15 protein-coding genes and 2 pseudogenes are annotated in these 16,320 nt (G+C 67.8%); 5 read left to right on the top strand and 12 right to left on the bottom strand.

The window, feature by feature from the left end; all coding sequences use genetic code 11:
- Positions 1 to 4 precede the first annotated feature (4 nt).
- From ACM0PK_RS15915 to ACM0PK_RS15870, 10 genes and pseudogenes are all read right to left on the bottom strand, one after another.
- Positions 5 to 262: an acyl carrier protein gene (locus tag ACM0PK_RS15915; RefSeq protein ID WP_414607060.1), complete on the bottom strand. Its 258-nt coding sequence runs from the start codon at positions 260 to 262 to the stop codon at positions 5 to 7.
- 17 nt (positions 263 to 279) lie between these two features.
- Entirely contained in the window at positions 280 to 537 is a 258-nt protein-coding gene (locus ACM0PK_RS15910) for a phosphopantetheine-binding protein (protein WP_005411610.1), read from the bottom strand.
- On the bottom strand, positions 524 to 1,321 hold the full coding sequence (locus tag ACM0PK_RS15905) for a lysophospholipid acyltransferase family protein (protein ID WP_414607061.1): 798 nt from the start codon (positions 1,319 to 1,321) through the stop codon (positions 524 to 526). The genes ACM0PK_RS15910 and ACM0PK_RS15905 overlap by 14 nt, the downstream gene beginning before the upstream one ends.
- Positions 1,314 to 2,057 (bottom strand): annotated as a pseudogene (locus ACM0PK_RS15900) (beta-ketoacyl synthase chain length factor). The gene ACM0PK_RS15905 and the pseudogene ACM0PK_RS15900 overlap by 8 nt, the downstream one beginning before the upstream one ends.
- A 216-nt stretch (positions 2,058 to 2,273) precedes the next feature.
- Entirely contained in the window at positions 2,274 to 3,287 is a 1,014-nt protein-coding gene (gene cydB / locus ACM0PK_RS15895; RefSeq protein ID WP_414607062.1) for a cytochrome d ubiquinol oxidase subunit II, read from the bottom strand.
- 1 nt (position 3,288) lies between these two features.
- Positions 3,289 to 4,686, bottom strand: coding sequence for a cytochrome ubiquinol oxidase subunit I (locus ACM0PK_RS15890; protein ID WP_414607063.1), 1,398 nt, complete (start codon positions 4,684 to 4,686; stop codon positions 3,289 to 3,291).
- Between the two features lie 213 nt (positions 4,687 to 4,899).
- Entirely contained in the window at positions 4,900 to 5,115 is a 216-nt protein-coding gene (locus tag ACM0PK_RS15885) for a hypothetical protein (protein WP_053498343.1), read from the bottom strand.
- Positions 5,112 to 5,765 carry an RNA polymerase sigma factor gene (locus tag ACM0PK_RS15880; RefSeq protein WP_414607064.1) on the bottom strand — a complete coding sequence of 218 codons (654 nt, stop codon included), beginning with the start codon at positions 5,763 to 5,765 and terminating at the stop codon, positions 5,112 to 5,114. The genes ACM0PK_RS15885 and ACM0PK_RS15880 overlap by 4 nt, the downstream gene beginning before the upstream one ends.
- A 36-nt stretch (positions 5,766 to 5,801) precedes the next feature.
- On the bottom strand, positions 5,802 to 6,131 hold the full coding sequence (locus ACM0PK_RS15875; RefSeq protein ID WP_005414880.1) for a hypothetical protein: 330 nt from the start codon (positions 6,129 to 6,131) through the stop codon (positions 5,802 to 5,804).
- A gap of 70 nt (positions 6,132 to 6,201) precedes the next feature.
- Positions 6,202 to 6,654, bottom strand: a complete 453-nt coding sequence (locus ACM0PK_RS15870; RefSeq protein ID WP_414607065.1) for a hypothetical protein — start codon at positions 6,652 to 6,654, stop codon at positions 6,202 to 6,204.
- A gap of 161 nt (positions 6,655 to 6,815) precedes the next feature.
- Between ACM0PK_RS15870 and ACM0PK_RS15865 the strand changes: the two genes are divergently transcribed.
- The 5 genes from ACM0PK_RS15865 (at position 6,816) to hemF (ending at position 12,829) form a co-directional block, all read left to right on the top strand.
- Positions 6,816 to 9,185: a S9 family peptidase gene (locus ACM0PK_RS15865; RefSeq protein WP_414607066.1), complete on the top strand. Its 2,370-nt coding sequence runs from the start codon at positions 6,816 to 6,818 to the stop codon at positions 9,183 to 9,185.
- Positions 9,182 to 9,601, top strand: coding sequence for an NUDIX hydrolase (locus ACM0PK_RS15860; RefSeq protein WP_088496995.1), 420 nt, complete (start codon positions 9,182 to 9,184; stop codon positions 9,599 to 9,601). The genes ACM0PK_RS15865 and ACM0PK_RS15860 overlap by 4 nt, the downstream gene beginning before the upstream one ends.
- A 30-nt stretch (positions 9,602 to 9,631) precedes the next feature.
- Positions 9,632 to 10,192, top strand: a complete 561-nt coding sequence (locus ACM0PK_RS15855) for a hypothetical protein (protein WP_227837048.1) — start codon at positions 9,632 to 9,634, stop codon at positions 10,190 to 10,192.
- 387 nt (positions 10,193 to 10,579) lie between these two features.
- Entirely contained in the window at positions 10,580 to 11,878 is a 1,299-nt protein-coding gene (locus ACM0PK_RS15850; RefSeq protein ID WP_414607067.1) for a hypothetical protein, read from the top strand.
- Positions 11,879 to 11,932: 54 nt separating this feature from the next.
- Positions 11,933 to 12,829: an oxygen-dependent coproporphyrinogen oxidase gene (hemF, locus tag ACM0PK_RS15845; protein ID WP_049415973.1), complete on the top strand. Its 897-nt coding sequence runs from the start codon at positions 11,933 to 11,935 to the stop codon at positions 12,827 to 12,829.
- A 36-nt stretch (positions 12,830 to 12,865) separates the two neighbouring features.
- Here the strand turns inward: hemF and ACM0PK_RS15840 are convergent.
- Together ACM0PK_RS15840 and polA are read right to left on the bottom strand one after the other, a co-directional pair.
- A pseudogene (locus ACM0PK_RS15840) lies at positions 12,866 to 13,033 on the bottom strand (YetF domain-containing protein); the annotation flags it as partial.
- Positions 13,034 to 13,448: 415 nt separating this feature from the next.
- Positions 13,449 to 16,223 carry a DNA polymerase I gene (gene polA / locus ACM0PK_RS15835; RefSeq protein WP_414607068.1) on the bottom strand — a complete coding sequence of 925 codons (2,775 nt, stop codon included), beginning with the start codon at positions 16,221 to 16,223 and terminating at the stop codon, positions 13,449 to 13,451.
- Positions 16,224 to 16,320 lie beyond the last annotated feature (97 nt).

The raw sequence follows: 16,320 nt of genomic DNA, 5'->3' as shown, positions 1-16,320 counted from the left end.
GCGGTCAGGCGGCTGCCTGGTCCGGCAGCAGTCCATGCACGACATCAACGATGTCCTGCACGGTGCGCACGGCCTTGAACGCTTGCGGCTGCAGGTTGCGGCCGAGCAGTGGCTTGAGCTGCACGATCAGGTCGACCGCATCGATGCTGTCGATGTCCAGGTCGTCATACAGGCGGGCCTCGGGGGTGATCCGGGCGGTTTCAATCTCGAAGCTGTCGGTCAGGATGCTGACGATGCGTTCGAACAGTTCATTCTTGGTCATGGCTATTCCTGGCGCCGTTACGACTGGCGGGCGGCGACGAACTCGCCGAGCGCGCGCACGCTGGAGAAATGGCGACGGGTTTCTTCCGAATCGGCCGAGAGGCTGACACCGTACTTCTTCTGCAGCGCCAGGCCCAGCTCCAGCGCGTCGATCGAATCCAGGCCCAGGCCCTCGACGAACAGCGGCGCGGTCGGATCGATGTCCTCCGGCGTGATGTCCTCCAGCGAAAGGGAGGAAATGATCAATTCCTTGATCTCGTGCTCAAGTGCTTGCACGGGGCGGATCTCCAGACAGGTCGAAATAACGAGAAAGGTGCTCGGTGACGCGGCGGGCTGCCAAGGCATCCCCCCTTGGCGAGTCGTCATCGGCCAGGAAGGGCGCGATCGGGATATCTTCGCCGATCTGCAGCCGAACGTGAAAGCGACGTGAGGGGACACGATACCACTTCTGTCCCTTGGTCAACGTGGGCGGGGTGCAGGTGATCCGCACCGGGGTGATGTCCAGCCGGCCGCGGACGGCGATGTTGGCGGCCCCGCGCTGCAGCCGCGGCGGCTGGCCCGGCACGCTGCGGGTGCCTTCGGGGAAGATCACCAGGGTGCCGCCGGCGCGCACCGCCGCCACGCAGTCATCGACCAGGCCAGCGCCATCGTCATTGGAGATGTAGCCGGCCGCCCGCACCGGACCGCGCATGAACGGGTTGCGGGCCACGGCGCGTTTCACCACGCAATCGGCGTTGGGCAGCAGCGAGATCAGGCAGACCACGTCGATCAGGGTCGGGTGATTGGCCAGGACCAGCAAACCGTCGCGCTGCAGGCGTTCACCGCCCTCGATCTGGTAGGTCATCACCCCCAGCGCGCGCATCAGGCGCAGATGGCTGGCAAAGGCAACCGGAACCACGCGGCGCGCCCGGCGGCGACGGACCACCGGGTCGCGCATCAGCAGCAGCACCGGCATCACCAGCACGCCCAGCAACAGGCCACCCATGCCGAATGCGGCAAAGCTCAGGCCGGTGCCGAGCACCCGCCAGGCATGATCGAGACGGCGCAGCGCCTCAGCCACGGCGCCCCCAGCGCCAGCGCTGGCCCTGGGCCACGTGCTCCAGCGCCGGCGCACCGGACAGCAGGAAGCGGTGCAGGTCCAGCGCGTGCGGCAGCGCGCCCGGGGCGGTGGCAGTGGCCTCCGGCGCCGCCTCCCACTGCAGGGAGAGGGTCGGCTGGCCCGGCGTCGGCGCCGTCAAACGCCAACACCAGGCAAAGAACGGGTCGGGTTCGTCGGCGAACGTCGCGTAAATCTCGGGAAGGCGCGACTAATACACCACCACCCGCACTTCGCGGGCGCCATCGGCGAGCAGACCGGCCGCTTCCAGGCAGGCGGTTTCGACCGTAGCCTGGCCGGCGGCCAGCGCCAGGTAGTTGCCACGGTGGCCGCGCGCGATCGAGTACAACGCAGCGATCGCGTTGTGCACCGACAGGCCGAACCCCGTCGGTGACAAGGGCTGATCGTTGGACAGCGCCCCCAGCAGCTCCATCGAACGGGCCACGTCGCCGTGGCGGCTGGCGAACACCAGCGGGACCTGGCTGTCTGCCCCCTGCCCCTCCTCGCACCAGCAGGCGGCTTGGATCGCCATCCGGCCCAGCCGCTCGATGCGGCGGCGCTGCATTGCCGGGATCTCGGCCAGCGCCGGCGTGTCTTCGCCAACCGGCGGATACGGCGCATCGGCCCAGCCCAGCCACTGGCTACGCTCGCTCAGGCCGGGCGCCCAGGCAGCCCAGTCGACGATGGAGAATTCGATCATTTAGCGAAGGTGCTTCAACGGGAGAACGATAGGCACGAGCCATTACGGCGACGCGCGGCGGCCCCCCAGTCCTGCAGCCGTGCGTCCGTCCAGGACGTCGCCGGCTGCCCCCCTGGCTGCCGGAAAGGAGCGCACGCTAGCACGTCCTGCACGGGGTGTGCAGGTTTCACATTCCCCAACACGGGAGCCGGCACTGGCGGCCCCCGCTTCAAACGATCAGTGGTAACCGGTATCGGCGTGCACCTTGCCACGGAACACCCGGTACGACCACGCCGTGTAACCGAGGATGACCGGCAGCAGAATGACCAGGCCAACCAAGGTAAAGCCCAGCGAGGAGGCCGGCGCGGCGGCCTGCCACAGGGTCATCGACGGTGGCAGCAGGTAGGGCCACATGCCCAGTACCAGGCCGAGGAAGCCGAGCACGAACAGGGCCAGGCTGAGCAGGAACGGCGGCAGGTCACGGCGCGGGTGGGTGGCACTGCGCCACAGCGCGGCGGCTACCGCCAGGGTCAGCAGCGGCACCGGCGACAGCCACCAGAAGTTGCCGTCGCTGAACCAGCGATCCATCAACCGCGAGTCGAGGAACGGCAGCCAGCTGCTGACCAGGCCCATCGCCGCGATCACCGCCACCACCAGCGGCCGGGTCATCTGCCGCGCCAGCGCCTGCACGCGTCCCTCTGTCTTCAGGATCAGCCAGGTGCTGCCCAGCAGCGCATAGCCGGCCACCAGCGCGGCACCGGTCAGCATCGCGAACGGGCTGAACCAGGCGAACGGCCCGCCCTGATAGACACCGTCCACCAGCGGGATGCCCTGCACCAGCGTGCCCAGGATCACGCCCTGGGCGAACGTCGCCAGCAGCGAACCGAGGCCGAACGCCACGCTCCACAGCCGGCGTGACCGATGTGCCTTGAAGCGGAATTCAAAGGCCACGCCACGGAACACCAGCGCCACCACCAGCACCAGCACCGGCAGGTACAGCGCCGACAACAGCACCGCATAGGCCTTGGGGAAGGCCGCCAGCAGGCCGGCCCCCCCCAGCACCAGCCAGGTCTCGTTGCCGTCCCAGATCGGCGCGGCGGTGTTCATCATCAGGTCCAGCTGCTCCTCGTCCTCGGCGAACGGGGCGAGGATGCCGATGCCAAGCACGAAGCCGTCCAGCACCACGTACATCAGCACGCCGAAGCCGATCACCGCGAACCACGCCACCGGCAGCCAGGTCATCAGGTCCATGTCAGCGCTCCTCCAGCGGTTCGTCGGCTGCCGACAGCGGGCGCGCCGGGGTGTGGCTGCCGTGGTCCAGCGACGGCCCTTCGGCGTAGGGCTGCGGTCCGTGGCGCAGGATCTTCACCAGGTACCAGATGCCCCAGCCGAACACGAAGGCGTAGCCGACCACGTAGACGCCCAGCGACAGCGCGGTCATCCACGCGCTCTGCGGGCCGACCGCATCGGCGGTGCGCAGCAGGCCATACACCACCCACGGCTGGCGCCCCATCTCGGTGACGAACCACCCCGACAGCAGCGCGATGAAACCGCTGGGCAGCATCCAGTTCCAGCCGCGCAGCAGCCACGGCGAATCCAGCAGCTTCCTGCGCCACAGCTGGAACGCTGACACCCAGGCCAGCAGCAGCATCAGCGTGCCCAGCCCGACCATGATGCGGAAGGCAAAGAACACCGGCGTCACCGGCGGCCGCTCGCTGGCCGGTACCGAGGTCAGCGGGTCGAAGGTGCCGTCCAGGCTGTGGGTCAGGATCACGCTGCCCAGCTTCGGGATGGCCACTTCGAAATCGTTGCGCTCCTCCTTCTCGTTGGGCAGCGCGAACACCACCAGCGGTACGCCCTCGCCTTCCCGGGTCTCATGCCAATGCGCTTCCACCGCCGCGATCTTCATCGGCTGGTGCTTGAGCGTGTTCAGGCCGTGCATGTCGCCGACGAAGATCTGCACCGGCACGGTCAGCGCAGCGAATGCCACGGCGGCGATCAGCATGCGCCGGCCCGCTTCCACGTGCGTGCCCTTGCGCAGGTACCACGCGCCCACGCCACCAATCACGAAACAGGTGGTGATGAACGAGCCCAGCGCCATGTGCGCGAGGCGGTAGGGGAACGAGGGATTGAACACCACCTGCCACCAGTCCACCGGATGCACGATGCCGTTGACCATCTCGTAGCCGGCCGGCGTGTGCAGCCAGCTGTTGGACGACAGGATCCAGAACGTGGAGAACAGCGTGCCCAGCGCAACCATGCAGGTGGACAGGAAATGCAGGCGCGGCGAGACCCGGCCCCAGCCGAACATCATCACGCCGAGGAAGCTGGCTTCCAGGAAGAACGCGGTCAGCACCTCGTAGGTCAGCAGCGGGCCGATGACCGTGCCGGCCACCTCGCTCAGCCGCGGCCAGTTGGTACCGAACTGGAAGGCCATGACGATGCCGCTGACCACGCCCATGCCGAACGACACCGCGAAGATCTTCTGCCAGAAGAAGTACAGCTCGCGCCACACGGGCAGCCTCGTGCGCAGCCAGCGCCACTCGATGAAGGCCAGCCAGCTGGCCGTACCGATGGTGAAGGCTGGGAACAGCACGTGGAAACTGATGACGAATCCGAACTGGATCCGGGACAACAACAACGCGTCCAAGGGACGCCTCCTGCCTGCGACCGGTGGGATACCGGACCACTTTAGGAGGATTTCGTTAAGACGGGATGCGACCGGGTGACGCGCTGCTTCACTTTGTCGCAGGGGTCAACCGTTCTGGTAGCTGCCAACCTTGGTTGGCACACACGCCCAAACGCCGACCCAGGTCGGCCTCTACCCACCGCGATTGGAGCGGCCCCTTGCCCGGCGGGTGCCTCAGTGCCAGAAATACCAGGCCGCCGCAGCCAGCAGGGCGCCAAACAACAGCACCTGCACCACCACATAACCCACGCCACCGTCGCGCGACTCAGCGGCAATGCGCTTCTGCAGCGCCTCGCTCACATCCGGCGTGTCTTCCTGCTGTGCCTGCTCACGCAACGCCTGTGCCAGCGCGCGCGCTTCCGCATCGCGAGGGTCGGTCGGTGGATTCACAGCAGCTCTCCGGCGGTGGCATGCCGCGTCAGTTCCTGCTTCAGGATCTGGCGCGCGCGGTGCAGATGGCTCTTGATGGTACCGCGCGCCAGCCCGGTCACCTGTTCGATCTCGGCCAGATCGAAATCCTCCAGGTAATGCAGGCCGACGATCAGGCGCTGCGGCGGACTCAGCCGTTCCAGTGCCGCGCCGAGCTGGCGCCCGGCCTGCAGCGCCTCGCTCAACTCGGCCGGCCCGGGGCCTTCATCGCCGATCCCCAGATCCTCCGGCACCTCCACCGCCACCATCCACTGCGCCTCCAGCCGCCGCCGGCGCAGGTGCTGCAACGCCGTGGTGTAGGCGATCCGGGAAACCCAGGTGCGCAGCGAGCATTCAAAACGAAACCGATGCAGCTGGCGGAACACGGCAAGGAAAGCTTCCTGCAGCAGGTCGGCGACCTGGTCGCGGTCGCCCACCATGCGTCCGATCACATGCGCGCAGGTGCGCTGGTGGGTCTCCACCAGCTGCGCGAAGGCCGACTGCGAGCCATCGATGATGGCCCGCACCAGAGCCTGGTCCGCGTCCAGCGCTTTGGCGGGGGCCGCCGTCGCCGCCGTATCCTCGCGGCGACGGCCCCGCAGTGCCGACAGCGCTTCGCCGAGCAGGCTCATGCGCGGGGCGCCCCCTGTGCCCGTGGCATGCCTGCCTCAGCCCTTGCGCGCGGCAGGCCGGGTGAAGTGCCAGGCCAGCAGCTGGCCGAGGCCGGCACTGCCGACCAGCGCGGCGGCGGCGCCAAAGGTCAGGTCACGGGCCCCGATGGCTTCCAGCAGGGCCATGGCCAGGGCCAGGCAGACCAGGCTGATGCCCCAGCGCAACGCACCCTGGCGGCGGCGCTCTTCTTCCAGCACGGCCAGCGAGCGGATCACTTCCTCCGGTACGTGCGGGGCCACCAGCTTGCTGCGCGCGCGCGCATCTGCAATGGCATGGATCGCGTAGGCGATGCAGATGAAGAGGGTGATCGGGATCAGTTCCTGCATGGTCGGGCTCCTGTTCGATGGATGATGCGGGTTCAGGAGAATGGATGCGCGACCACGGCAACCGGTTGCACTAGCTGTCCGCCGACGTTTCGCTGGCGCCGGTCGTGTCCGTCGGGTCGGGGAAATAGGTCTCCACCTGAAAATCCAGCTGCAGGTCCGCCATCAGCCGCAGCAACTGCGGATCCAGCTCGAAACCCGCCCATGCCGTCTTTCCAAAGATGCCAACACGCAGGCCGATCCCGGCCCCCTCATGCAGCAGTTCCCTGATCACGTCGGTGCGTGCCCGCAGGAGATCGACCAACGCCGGCCAGGCATCCATCAGCCAGCCGTCCTTGCCCCTCTCCAGTACGAACACCACGCGGGTCGCCGCATGAACCCGGATCAAGGTACCGTCGCGATCCCGATATCCGGTCCCGACATCACGGGAAAACGCCGGTTCCAGATCCAGCCGGGCGGCAATTCCGGCGCCGGCCTCTGTCGGATGCTGCACGCCCAGAGAGATCCTGTAGTCGTAGCGGTACATATCGGTTCCATCCGAACGGAATGACCATCATGCCGCACACGCCGTCGCAGCAACCCGGGCGGTGCCGTTTTGCCGATTCCGCTGCCATGACCTGTGGCCCCTGCCCCCGGCCCGGACGGCTGCTACCCTTGCCCGGTTTCCTCTTCTGGTGCCGTCCGCCCATGTCCCGAGTGCTGCCCCTGTCCCTCCTGCTGTCGGCCGTGCTGGCCGCACCGGCTGCGCATGCCGCGCCGACGCCGATCACCATCGAACAGGCCATGGCCGACCCGGACTGGATCGGCCCGCCGGTCGAGAAGGCCTGGTGGTCGTGGAACAGCCAGCAGGTGGAATACCAGCTCAAGCGCAACGGCAGCCCGGTGCGCGACACCTTCCGCCAGCCGGTGGCCGGCGGCGTGGCCGCGCAGGTGGCCGATGACCAGCGCGGCACCCTGGACGTCGCCGATCCGGTCTACGACCGCAGCCGCAGCCGCAGCGCCTTCGTGCGCAATGGCGATGTGTTCGTGCGCGACCTGCGCAGCGGCGCGCTGACCCAGCTGACCCGCAGCAACGAGCGCGCGGGCAACGTGAACTTTGCCGCGGACAACGGCGTGATCTGGCGCGTCGGCCAGAACTGGTTCCACTGGACCGCCGCCAGCGGCGTGCAGCAGGTGGCCAGCCTGAAGGCCGAAAAGGACCCGCGCACGCCGCCGAAGGCCGACGTGCTGCGCGACCAGCAGCTGCGCACGCTGGAAACCCTGCGCCGCGACCGCGAGCAGCGCGAGGCATTGAAGGACCAGGACCAGCGCTGGCGCCAGGCGGATCCGACCCGCGCACCGGGCCCGGTCTACCTGGGCGCCGACGTCGAGATCGGTGACAGCGTGCTGTCGCCGGACCTGACCCACCTGATCGTGGTGACCAAGCCGAAGGACTTCGACGACGGCCGCACCAGCAAGATGCCGCTGTACGTGACCGAGTCGGGCTACGAGGAAACCGAGGACACCCGCACCCGCGTCGGCCGTAACGGCTTCGAGCCACACACCCTGTGGTACGTGGACGTGCGCAACGGCAAGGCCGAGAAGGTCTCGCTGTCCGGCCTGCCGGGCATCAGCACCGACCCGCTGGCCGAACTGCGCCGCAAGGCCGGCAAGGATGCGCTGAAGGGCGAGCGCAGCGTGCAGGTGATGAGCGACTTCATGGGCGGCGGCATCCGCTGGAGCGCCGACGGCCAGCAGGCCGCGGTGATGCTGCGCGCCAACGACAACAAGGACCGCTGGATCATCAGCGTCAATGCTGCCGACGGCCGCGTGCAGAACCGCCACCGCCTGACCGACAACGCCTGGATCAACTGGGGCTTCAACGATTTCGGCTGGATGGCCGATGGCCGCACGCTGTGGCTGTTGTCCGAGGAATCGGGCTTCTCGCACCTGTACACCCAGGCCGGCACCGCCAAGCCGCAGGCGCTGACCAGCGGCAAATGGGAAACCTCGGCGCCGGTGCCGTCGGCCGATGGCAAGGGCTTCTACTTCCTGTGCAACCAGCAGGCGCCGCATGACTACGAAGTCTGCGCGGTCGACACCGGCAGCCGCCAGGTGCGCGAGCTGACCAGCCTCAACGGCGTGGAGGATTTCTCGCTGTCGCCCGACGGCCAGCAGCTGCTGGTGCGCTACTCCGGCGCCTACCTGCCGCCGCAGCTGGCGGTACTGCCCAGTGCCGGTGGCCAGGCGCGCGTGCTGACCGACACCCGCACCGCCGACTACAAGGCACGCCAGTGGATCCAGCCGAAGCTGGTGGCAGTGCCGTCCAAGCATGGTGCCGGCGTGGTCTGGGCCAAGTACTACGAACCGGAAAACAAGGAACCGGGCCGCAAGTATCCGATCGTGATGTTCGTGCACGGCGCCGGCTACCTTCAGAACGTGCACCAGCGCTACCCGGCCTATTTCCGCGAGCAGATGTTCCACAACCTGCTGGTGCAGAAGGGCTACATCGTGCTGGACATGGACTACCGCGGCAGCGAGGGCTACGGCCGCGACTGGCGCACGGCCATCTACCGCAACATGGGCCACCCGGAACTGGAAGACTACAAGGACGGCCTGGACTGGCTGGTCGACACCCAGCAGGGTGACCGCGACCACGCCGGCATCTACGGCGGTTCCTATGGCGGCTTCATGACCTTCATGGCGCTGTTCCGTGCGCCGGGCACCTTCAAGGCCGGCGCCGCGCTGCGCCCGGTGGTGGACTGGCACAACTACAACCACGGCTACACCAGCAACATCCTCAACACCCCGGACATCGACCCGGAGGCGTACCGCGTGTCCTCGCCGATCGAGTACGCGCAGAACCTGCAGGACAACCTGCTGATCGCCCACGGCATGATGGATGACAACGTGTTCTTCCAGGATTCGGTGAACCTCACCCAGCGCCTGATCGAACTGCACAAGGACAACTGGTCGATCGCCCCGTACCCGCTGGAACGCCACGGCTATGTGCGTGCCGATTCCTGGCTGGACCAGTACAAGCGCATCCTCAAGCTGTTCGAGCAGAACCTGAAGTGAGCAACGCCGCAGCCACGATCCGGATCGTGGCTGCGGTCATCCTGGATGACCGCGGCCGGGCGCTGGTGGTGCGCAAGCAGGGTGCGCGCCGCTTCATCCAGCCCGGTGGCAAGCCCGAACCCGGCGAGGCGCCCCTGCAGGCGCTGGCCCGCGAGCTGGACGAGGAACTGGGCGTGCAGCTGCGCGCCGATGCCGCCATCGCGCTGGGCACGTTCGAGGACTGGGCGGTGAACGAGCCCGGCCACCGCGTGCAGGCACAGGCGTGGTGGGTGCAGGTGGACGGCACGCCGCAGGCGCGCGCCGAAATTGCCGAACTGGCCTGGGTGCCGCTGCAACCGCCGCATGGCCTGCCCTTGGCACCCTTGAGCGAACACCATATCCTGCCGGCCGTCGCCACCCGGGCGACGGCCCGCTGAGCAGGCGGGCGCCGACTGCAAGGACATCGGATGTCAATGTCGATCCCGTCGATCCCCTCGCCGCTTTCCCCGGCCTATCACGCCTGGGTGCGCCCGGTCGCACAGGCTTCGTTCTGGCTGTCACTGCTGCTGACGATCTACTTCGTGCTGCAGGGACTGGTGCTGTGGCCGCTGCAGAACCTCACGCTGTGGCGCTTGGTGGAAAGCGAAGTGCAGCTCCAGCAGATGCACAGCCTGGTCTGGCTGCTGGCGCACCCGGTGGCCGCGTCAATGATCGTCGCGCTGTTGTGCCTGGCCTCGACCGTGTCCAGTTGGGGCCTGCTGCGTGAACGTCGCTGGGGCCTGTGGAGCTTCGTGGTACTGCTGCTGCTGAGTGCCCTGACCAACTTCGCAGCCGCCTGGTGGCTGGACCTGTTCATGGGCGACTTCATTCCGTTGCTGGCCGATGACCCGGCCCTGCTGCAGGAACTGCAGCTGAAACGCTGGCTGATCACGCTGACCGTGGTCGGCATGTCGTTCGTGCTTCTCGGCCTGCAGGGCTGGCTGGCCTGGCGCCTGCTGCGCCCCGACGTGCGCGCGCGCTTCCACTGAGTTCTTCCGGGCGTGGACCAGGGCCTCCGGCAGCACCCGGCGTTTTGCCTTTGATCGTCAAGGAGACGACATGCTCTCACTCGCACCGTACCGCCACTGGCTGGCCTGGGCGTTGCTGCTGGCCACGCCGGTGGCCGCGGCACAGTCACCGCAATGCGGCCTGTTCAAGGCCGACGAAGGCAGCAGCACGCTGCGCGTCAGCTCATCCAACCGTGGCGAGCAGAAGCACTTCGGCAGCGCACCGACCCCGGTCGCGTTCCAGCAGATCGAAGGCAAGCTGCAGCTGGTGAATCTGGAATATGGCCTGCCCAGCGCGCTGCAGGTGCGCGACCGTGGCCGCACCCTCGAGGTGGACGGCACGGTCTACACCCTGCAGGCCCCTGCACAGTGCGCCGCAGCCGCCGCGCCGGCTGCGGGCAGCTCTGCCTGGCCGATGCGGCGGCCTGCCTGGACAACCGCCACGAGGCGACCCCCACCGCGCTGGCAGCGGCGTGCCGGGAAGGCGTGCCCGGCATGTGCCTGCAGCTGGCCGATCGCTGGCATGACGAGGCCAGGGCGCCGGCCACGCCGGATGAGGCGCAGCAACAGGCCATCCTCGATACCGCACTGGCCGGCATCGAACTGCCTGTGCCGTGCCGGAATGGCGGCTTCAGCAACGAGACACCGGCCTGTGCAGCGGCGCTGGAAGCGGATCCGGCGCTGCAGGAGCAGATCGTCAAGGCCGCGATGGGTGCGGCGATGGTCGAAGCCGTGAGCTCCGTGCTGTCACCCTCCACGCCGGTGGTGGTGCCGGCCGCGCAGCGCCAGCAGCTGTTGCAGTTGTGCCAGCAGGTCGGCCATGGCGGCTTCTGCAGCCGCGTGGCCGAGCTCTCGTGGGAATCCGGCGACCCCTTGCAGGCGGTGCAGGCACTGGCCACAGCGTGCGCGCCCGGCAATGACAGCGCCGCCTGTGAGCGCCTGCCTGCGTTGCAGGCGCTGGGCGCCTCGTTGCGGCCGCAGCCGGCTACGGCGCTGCCCTGCGGCACCTTCCGCGCCGCAGGTGGCCTGATGGATACGCTGGACTTCGGCGATGCAGGACGGGTCGGCATCGGCTGGGACAGCCAGCTGCGTGCCCGTGTCGAAGACGGCGACGTCCGCATCCGCCACGACAAGGGCGGCGACTTCGTGCTGCGGCCGTTGCCCGGGGGCCAGCTGCTGGGCCTGGACACGTGGACACGCTTCCAGGTGTTCGTGCCGACCGGCGAGGGCGCGAGCACCTGCAGCCCGCCGAAACACTACACGGTGCTACCGCTGCCGCAGGACTGCCCGCAAGCGCTGGCCAGCGGCGGTGCCGAAGCCTGCTGCGCGCAGGGCAAGCTGCAGGGCTGCAACATTCTTGGCAACCGTCTTGCGCTGTCCGGCCAGTGGCGACAGGCGGCAGAGCACTACACCACCGTGTGCCGTGCCGGCGTGCGCGAGGGCTGCGAGAACCTGGTCGCAGCGCAGGGCCGCAGCAGCGACGTCGACGCCCATGCGACGCTGGAGCGGCTGTGCGCCGCCGACCGCAGCGGGCGCCACGTCGCCTGCGATGTGCTGGACACCGGAAACTGGAGCGCCCTGGAGCTGGGTCGCGTCCTGCAGGAGGCGGTGGACGAAGCGACGGCCGAGGACGCTCCGGCGCCGCGCACTTCCAATCGCAAGCGCTGAGCCTGCCAGGGCCTGTCCGCAGCGTTGGCCGGGCCCTGCGGTAAAGTACGCGCCATGAACGAATTCGAGCGCGTTCGCGCCTACCTCACCGAGCTGCAGGACCGCATCTGTGCGGCGATCGAGGCCGTCGATGGCCGGGCCCGCTTCCAGGAAGACCTGTGGCAGCGTGCCGAGGGCGGTGGCGGGCGTACCCGCGTGCTGCGCGACGGCGCAGTGTTCGAGCAGGCCGGCATCGGCTTCTCCGACGTCGCTGGCAGCCGCCTGCCGCCGTCGGCCTCGGCCAACCGCCCGGAACTGGCGGGCGCCTCCTGGCGCGCCACCGGCGTGTCGCTGGTGTTCCACCCGCTCAACCCGTACGTGCCGACCACCCATGCCAACGTGCGCTTCTTCCAGGCGCAGCGCGACGGTGAAGTGGTAGCCAGCTGGTTCGGCGGCGGCTTCGACCTGACCCCGTTCTATCCGTTCGACGAGGACGTGCAGCACTGGCACCGGGTCGCACGCGATCTGTGTGCGCCGTTCGGCGACGAACGCTACGCCGCGCACAAGCGCTGGTGCGACGAATACTTCTTCCTGCGTCATCGCAACGAAACGCGCGGCGTCGGCGGTCTGTTCTTCGACGACCTGCACGGCGATTTCGAGCGCGATTTCGATTATCTGCGCGCGGTCGGCGACGGCTTCCTCGATGCGTACCTGCCGATCGTGCAGCAGCGCAAGGACACACCACATGGCGAACGCGAACGCGAGTTCCAGCTGTACCGCCGCGGCCGCTACGTGGAATTCAACCTGGTCTACGACCGCGGCACCCTGTTCGGGCTGCAGAGCGGTGGCCGCAGCGAAAGCATCCTGATGAGCCTGCCGCCGCGGGTGCGCTGGGAATACGGCTTCTCGCCCGAACCAGGCAGCCCCGAATCGCGCCTGGCCGACTACCTGGTGCCGCGCGACTGGCTCTGAGGGGTGTCGTCGCGCGGGACGTGGGCTCGGCGCTGGTCAGCTGCCCTTCCGCGCGATGATGGTGATGTGCCCTGTCGTCTCCAGCAGGGCAATCTGCACGTCTTCAATCTGCAGCCCGCCCTGCTGGCGGAGCGCGGCATCGAAGTCGGCGCGGCTGATCAGCTCGCGGCGAAATACCGCCTCGAACAGGCGACCACCGCGCGCAGGATGAATTCCCACCACGGCATGGCCAGCGCGAACAGGTCGGGCATGGTCTTCCCCTGCTGGACAGTGGCCCATCCTGGCACCTGGGGTCAGATCCCTTTGCCCGGTGGGCAAAGGGATCTGACCCCATCTGCGGTTCCGGCAGTACAAATAAAAAGCCCCGCTGACCAGGGGGAGGTCAACGGGGCCGGGGAACGGGCACTTGGGGAGGAGTCCCCGTTCCGAGATCTGCTCCAGGGGATGGGAGAGATCCACAACAGGCATTGCGCCTGTCGGGAGTTATAGAAGCACTCCGAACACTAACGGTTCGTGAAGGGGCCCCATTTAATGAAATTCAATCGGGGCAACATTCATGGTCGAGTCAGAAACCCCCGACTCATGAACACATTCACGTCGTTTTCGGCCTGAAATGCCGTCAGTGCGCCTCATCCCAGTTGCTGCCGACGCCGGTATCGACCACCAGCGGCACCCGCAGTTTGGCCGCTTGCGACATGCGCTCCACCACCTGCAAACGCAGGTCTTCAACGAAACTGCTTTCGGTTTCGAAGACCAGTTCATCGTGTACCTGCAGGATCATCCGCGCTGGTGCCCCGCTGTCGCGCAGCCACTGGTCCACATCCACCATTGCACGCTTGATGATGTCGGCGGCGGTGCCCTGCATCGGCGCGTTGATCGCCGCGCGTTCGGCACCGGCGCGCAGGCCCTGGTTACGTGCATGAATGTCGTTCAGGTACAGGCGACGACCAAACAGGGTTTCCACATAGCCCTGGTCGCGGGCCTGCTGGCGCATCCGCTCCATGAAATCGCGCACGCCCGGGTAGCGGCTGAAGTACAGCGCCACGTAGTCCTGCGCCTGGCCACGGTCGATGCCCAGGTTGCGGGCCAGGCCGAAGGCGCTCATGCCGTACATCAGCCCGAAGTTGATCGCCTTGGCGGCGCGGCGCTCGTTCGGGGTCACTTCCTCCAGCGTGCGCCCGAACACCTCGGCGGCGGTGGCACGGTGCACGTCGGCGCCCTGCTCGAAGGCACGCACCAGGCCCGGGTCCTCGGACAGGTGGGCCATGATCCGCAGTTCGATCTGCGAATAGTCGGCCGCCAGCAGCTGGAAGCCCTCCGGGGCGATGAACGCGCGGCGGATGCGGCGACCATCCTCGGTGCGGATCGGGATGTTCTGCAGGTTCGGGTCCGACGAGGACAGGCGGCCGGTGGCGGCACCAGACTGGTGGTAACTGGTATGCACCCGGCCGGTGTCCGGGTTGACCATCTCCGGCAGCTTGTCGGTGTAGGTGCTGCGCAGCTTGGCCAACCCGCGGTAGTCGAGGATCACCCGTGGCAGCTCGTGCTGGTCGGCGATTGCCTCCAGTGCCTCTTCATTGGTGCTGGGCTGGCCCTTCGGGGTCTTCACCACCGCCGGCAGCTTCAGCTCGTCGAACAGCACCGCCTGCAGCTGCTTGGGCGAATCCAGGTTGAAGCTGCGGCCGGCCAGCTCGGTGGCCTTCTGCTGCGCGGCCAGCATGCGCGAGGACAGGTCCTGGCTCTGGCGGCGCAGTTCGTCGGTGTCGATCCGCACGCCGTTGGCTTCAATGCTGGTCAGCACCGGCACCAGCGGCATCTCGATGTCGCGGTACACGCTGTCCAGCGCCGGCTCGGCCAGCAGCTGCGGCTGCAGCGCGCGATGGAGGCGCAGGGTAATGTCGGCGTCCTCGGCCGCATAGCGGCTGGCTTCGTCGATGCCCACCTGCGAGAACGGAATCTGCTTGGCGCCCTTGCCGGCCACGTCCTCGAACTTGAGGGTGGTGTAGCCCAGGTAACGCAGGGCCAGCGAATCCATGTCGTGGCGGGTGGCGGTGGAGTTGAGCACGAAGCTCTCGAGCATGGTGTCGTCGTGGTAGCCCTGCACCTCCACGCCGTGGCGGCGCAGCACATGCAGGTCGTACTTGCCGTGCTGGCCCAGTTTCTTCTTCGCCGGGTCCTGCAGCACCGGGCGCAGTGCATCCAGCACCTGCTGCATCGGCAGCTGGGCCGGCGCACCCGGGTAATCGTGGCCGACCGGAATGTAGGCCGCCCTGCCCGGCTCGACAGCCAGGCTGACGCCAACCAGGCGCGCGCGCATCGCGTCCAGCGCATCGGTTTCAGTATCGAAGCTGATCAGCTCGGCCTGCTGCAGGCGCTCGACCCAGGCCTGCAGCTGCCCGCTGGTCAGCACGGTCTCGTATTCACCCGGCGCGGACAGTGCCGGATCCAGCGTGCCGGCGGCGGGCGCCTCGACGCTGCCACGCGCGAAGCCGGCCGCAGTGCCGCGCAGGCTCGGGGTCGCCTCGCTGGCGGCCACCGGTGCCGGCACAGGCGCGCCCAGCTCCTTCAGCGCCTGGGTGAAACCATAGCGCGTATACAGCTCGGTCAGCGCCGGAACATCCTGCTCGCGCAGCGCCAGCGTGGTCGGGCTGGCCTCCAGTTCCACATCGGTGCGGATCGTCACCAATTCGCGGTTCAGCGGCAGGCGTTCCAGCGCAGCGCGCAGGTTCTCGCCGATCTTGCCCTTCATGGTCGGCGCGGCCGCCATCACCCCGTCCAGGTGCTGGTACTCGGCCAGCCACTTGGCAGCGGTCTTCGGCCCGCACTTCTCCACACCCGGCACGTTGTCGACCGCGTCGCCCATCAGCGCCAGCAGGTCGATGATCTGATCGGCGCGCACGCCGAACTTGTCCATCACCGCCGCGTCGGAATCCATGCGGCTGCCGGTCATGGTGTTGACCAGCTCGATGCCCGGCCGCACCAGCTGGGCGAAGTCCTTGTCACCGGTGGAAATGGTCACCTTCAGGTCCTGCGCCAGGCCCTGCAGCGCAAGCGTGCCGATCACATCGTCGGCTTCCACGCCGGGGATGCGCAGGATGCTGATGCCCAGCGCTTCGACGATGCGGCACATCGGCTCGACCTGGCTGCGCAGCTCATCGGGCATCGGCGGGCGGTTGGCCTTGTACTGGTCGTACAGGTCATCACGGAAGGTCTTGCCGGGCGCATCGACCACGAACGCGACGTAGGCCGGGCGCTCCTTCAGCGTCGAACGCAGCATGTTGACCACGCCGAACAGCGCGCCGGTGGGTTCACCCTGTGCATTGGACAGGGGCGGCAGCGCGTGGAACGCGCGGTACAGGTAACTGGACCCGTCGATCAGGACTAATCTGCTCATGCGCTGATTCTACGCGCCCGTGCCTGCACCGCGGCGACACGGCGCGCACACCGCGATGGGGCATAATCAGGGCTCTTTCCAGGCAAAGGCCCCCGCC

Source organism: Stenotrophomonas sp. FR010 (assembly GCF_047520755.2).
GTDB classification, from domain to species: domain Bacteria; phylum Pseudomonadota; class Gammaproteobacteria; order Xanthomonadales; family Xanthomonadaceae; genus Stenotrophomonas; species Stenotrophomonas sepilia.
Note: the sequence above shows the minus strand (reverse complement) of the source record. Positions and strands in the feature narration are given on the sequence as shown.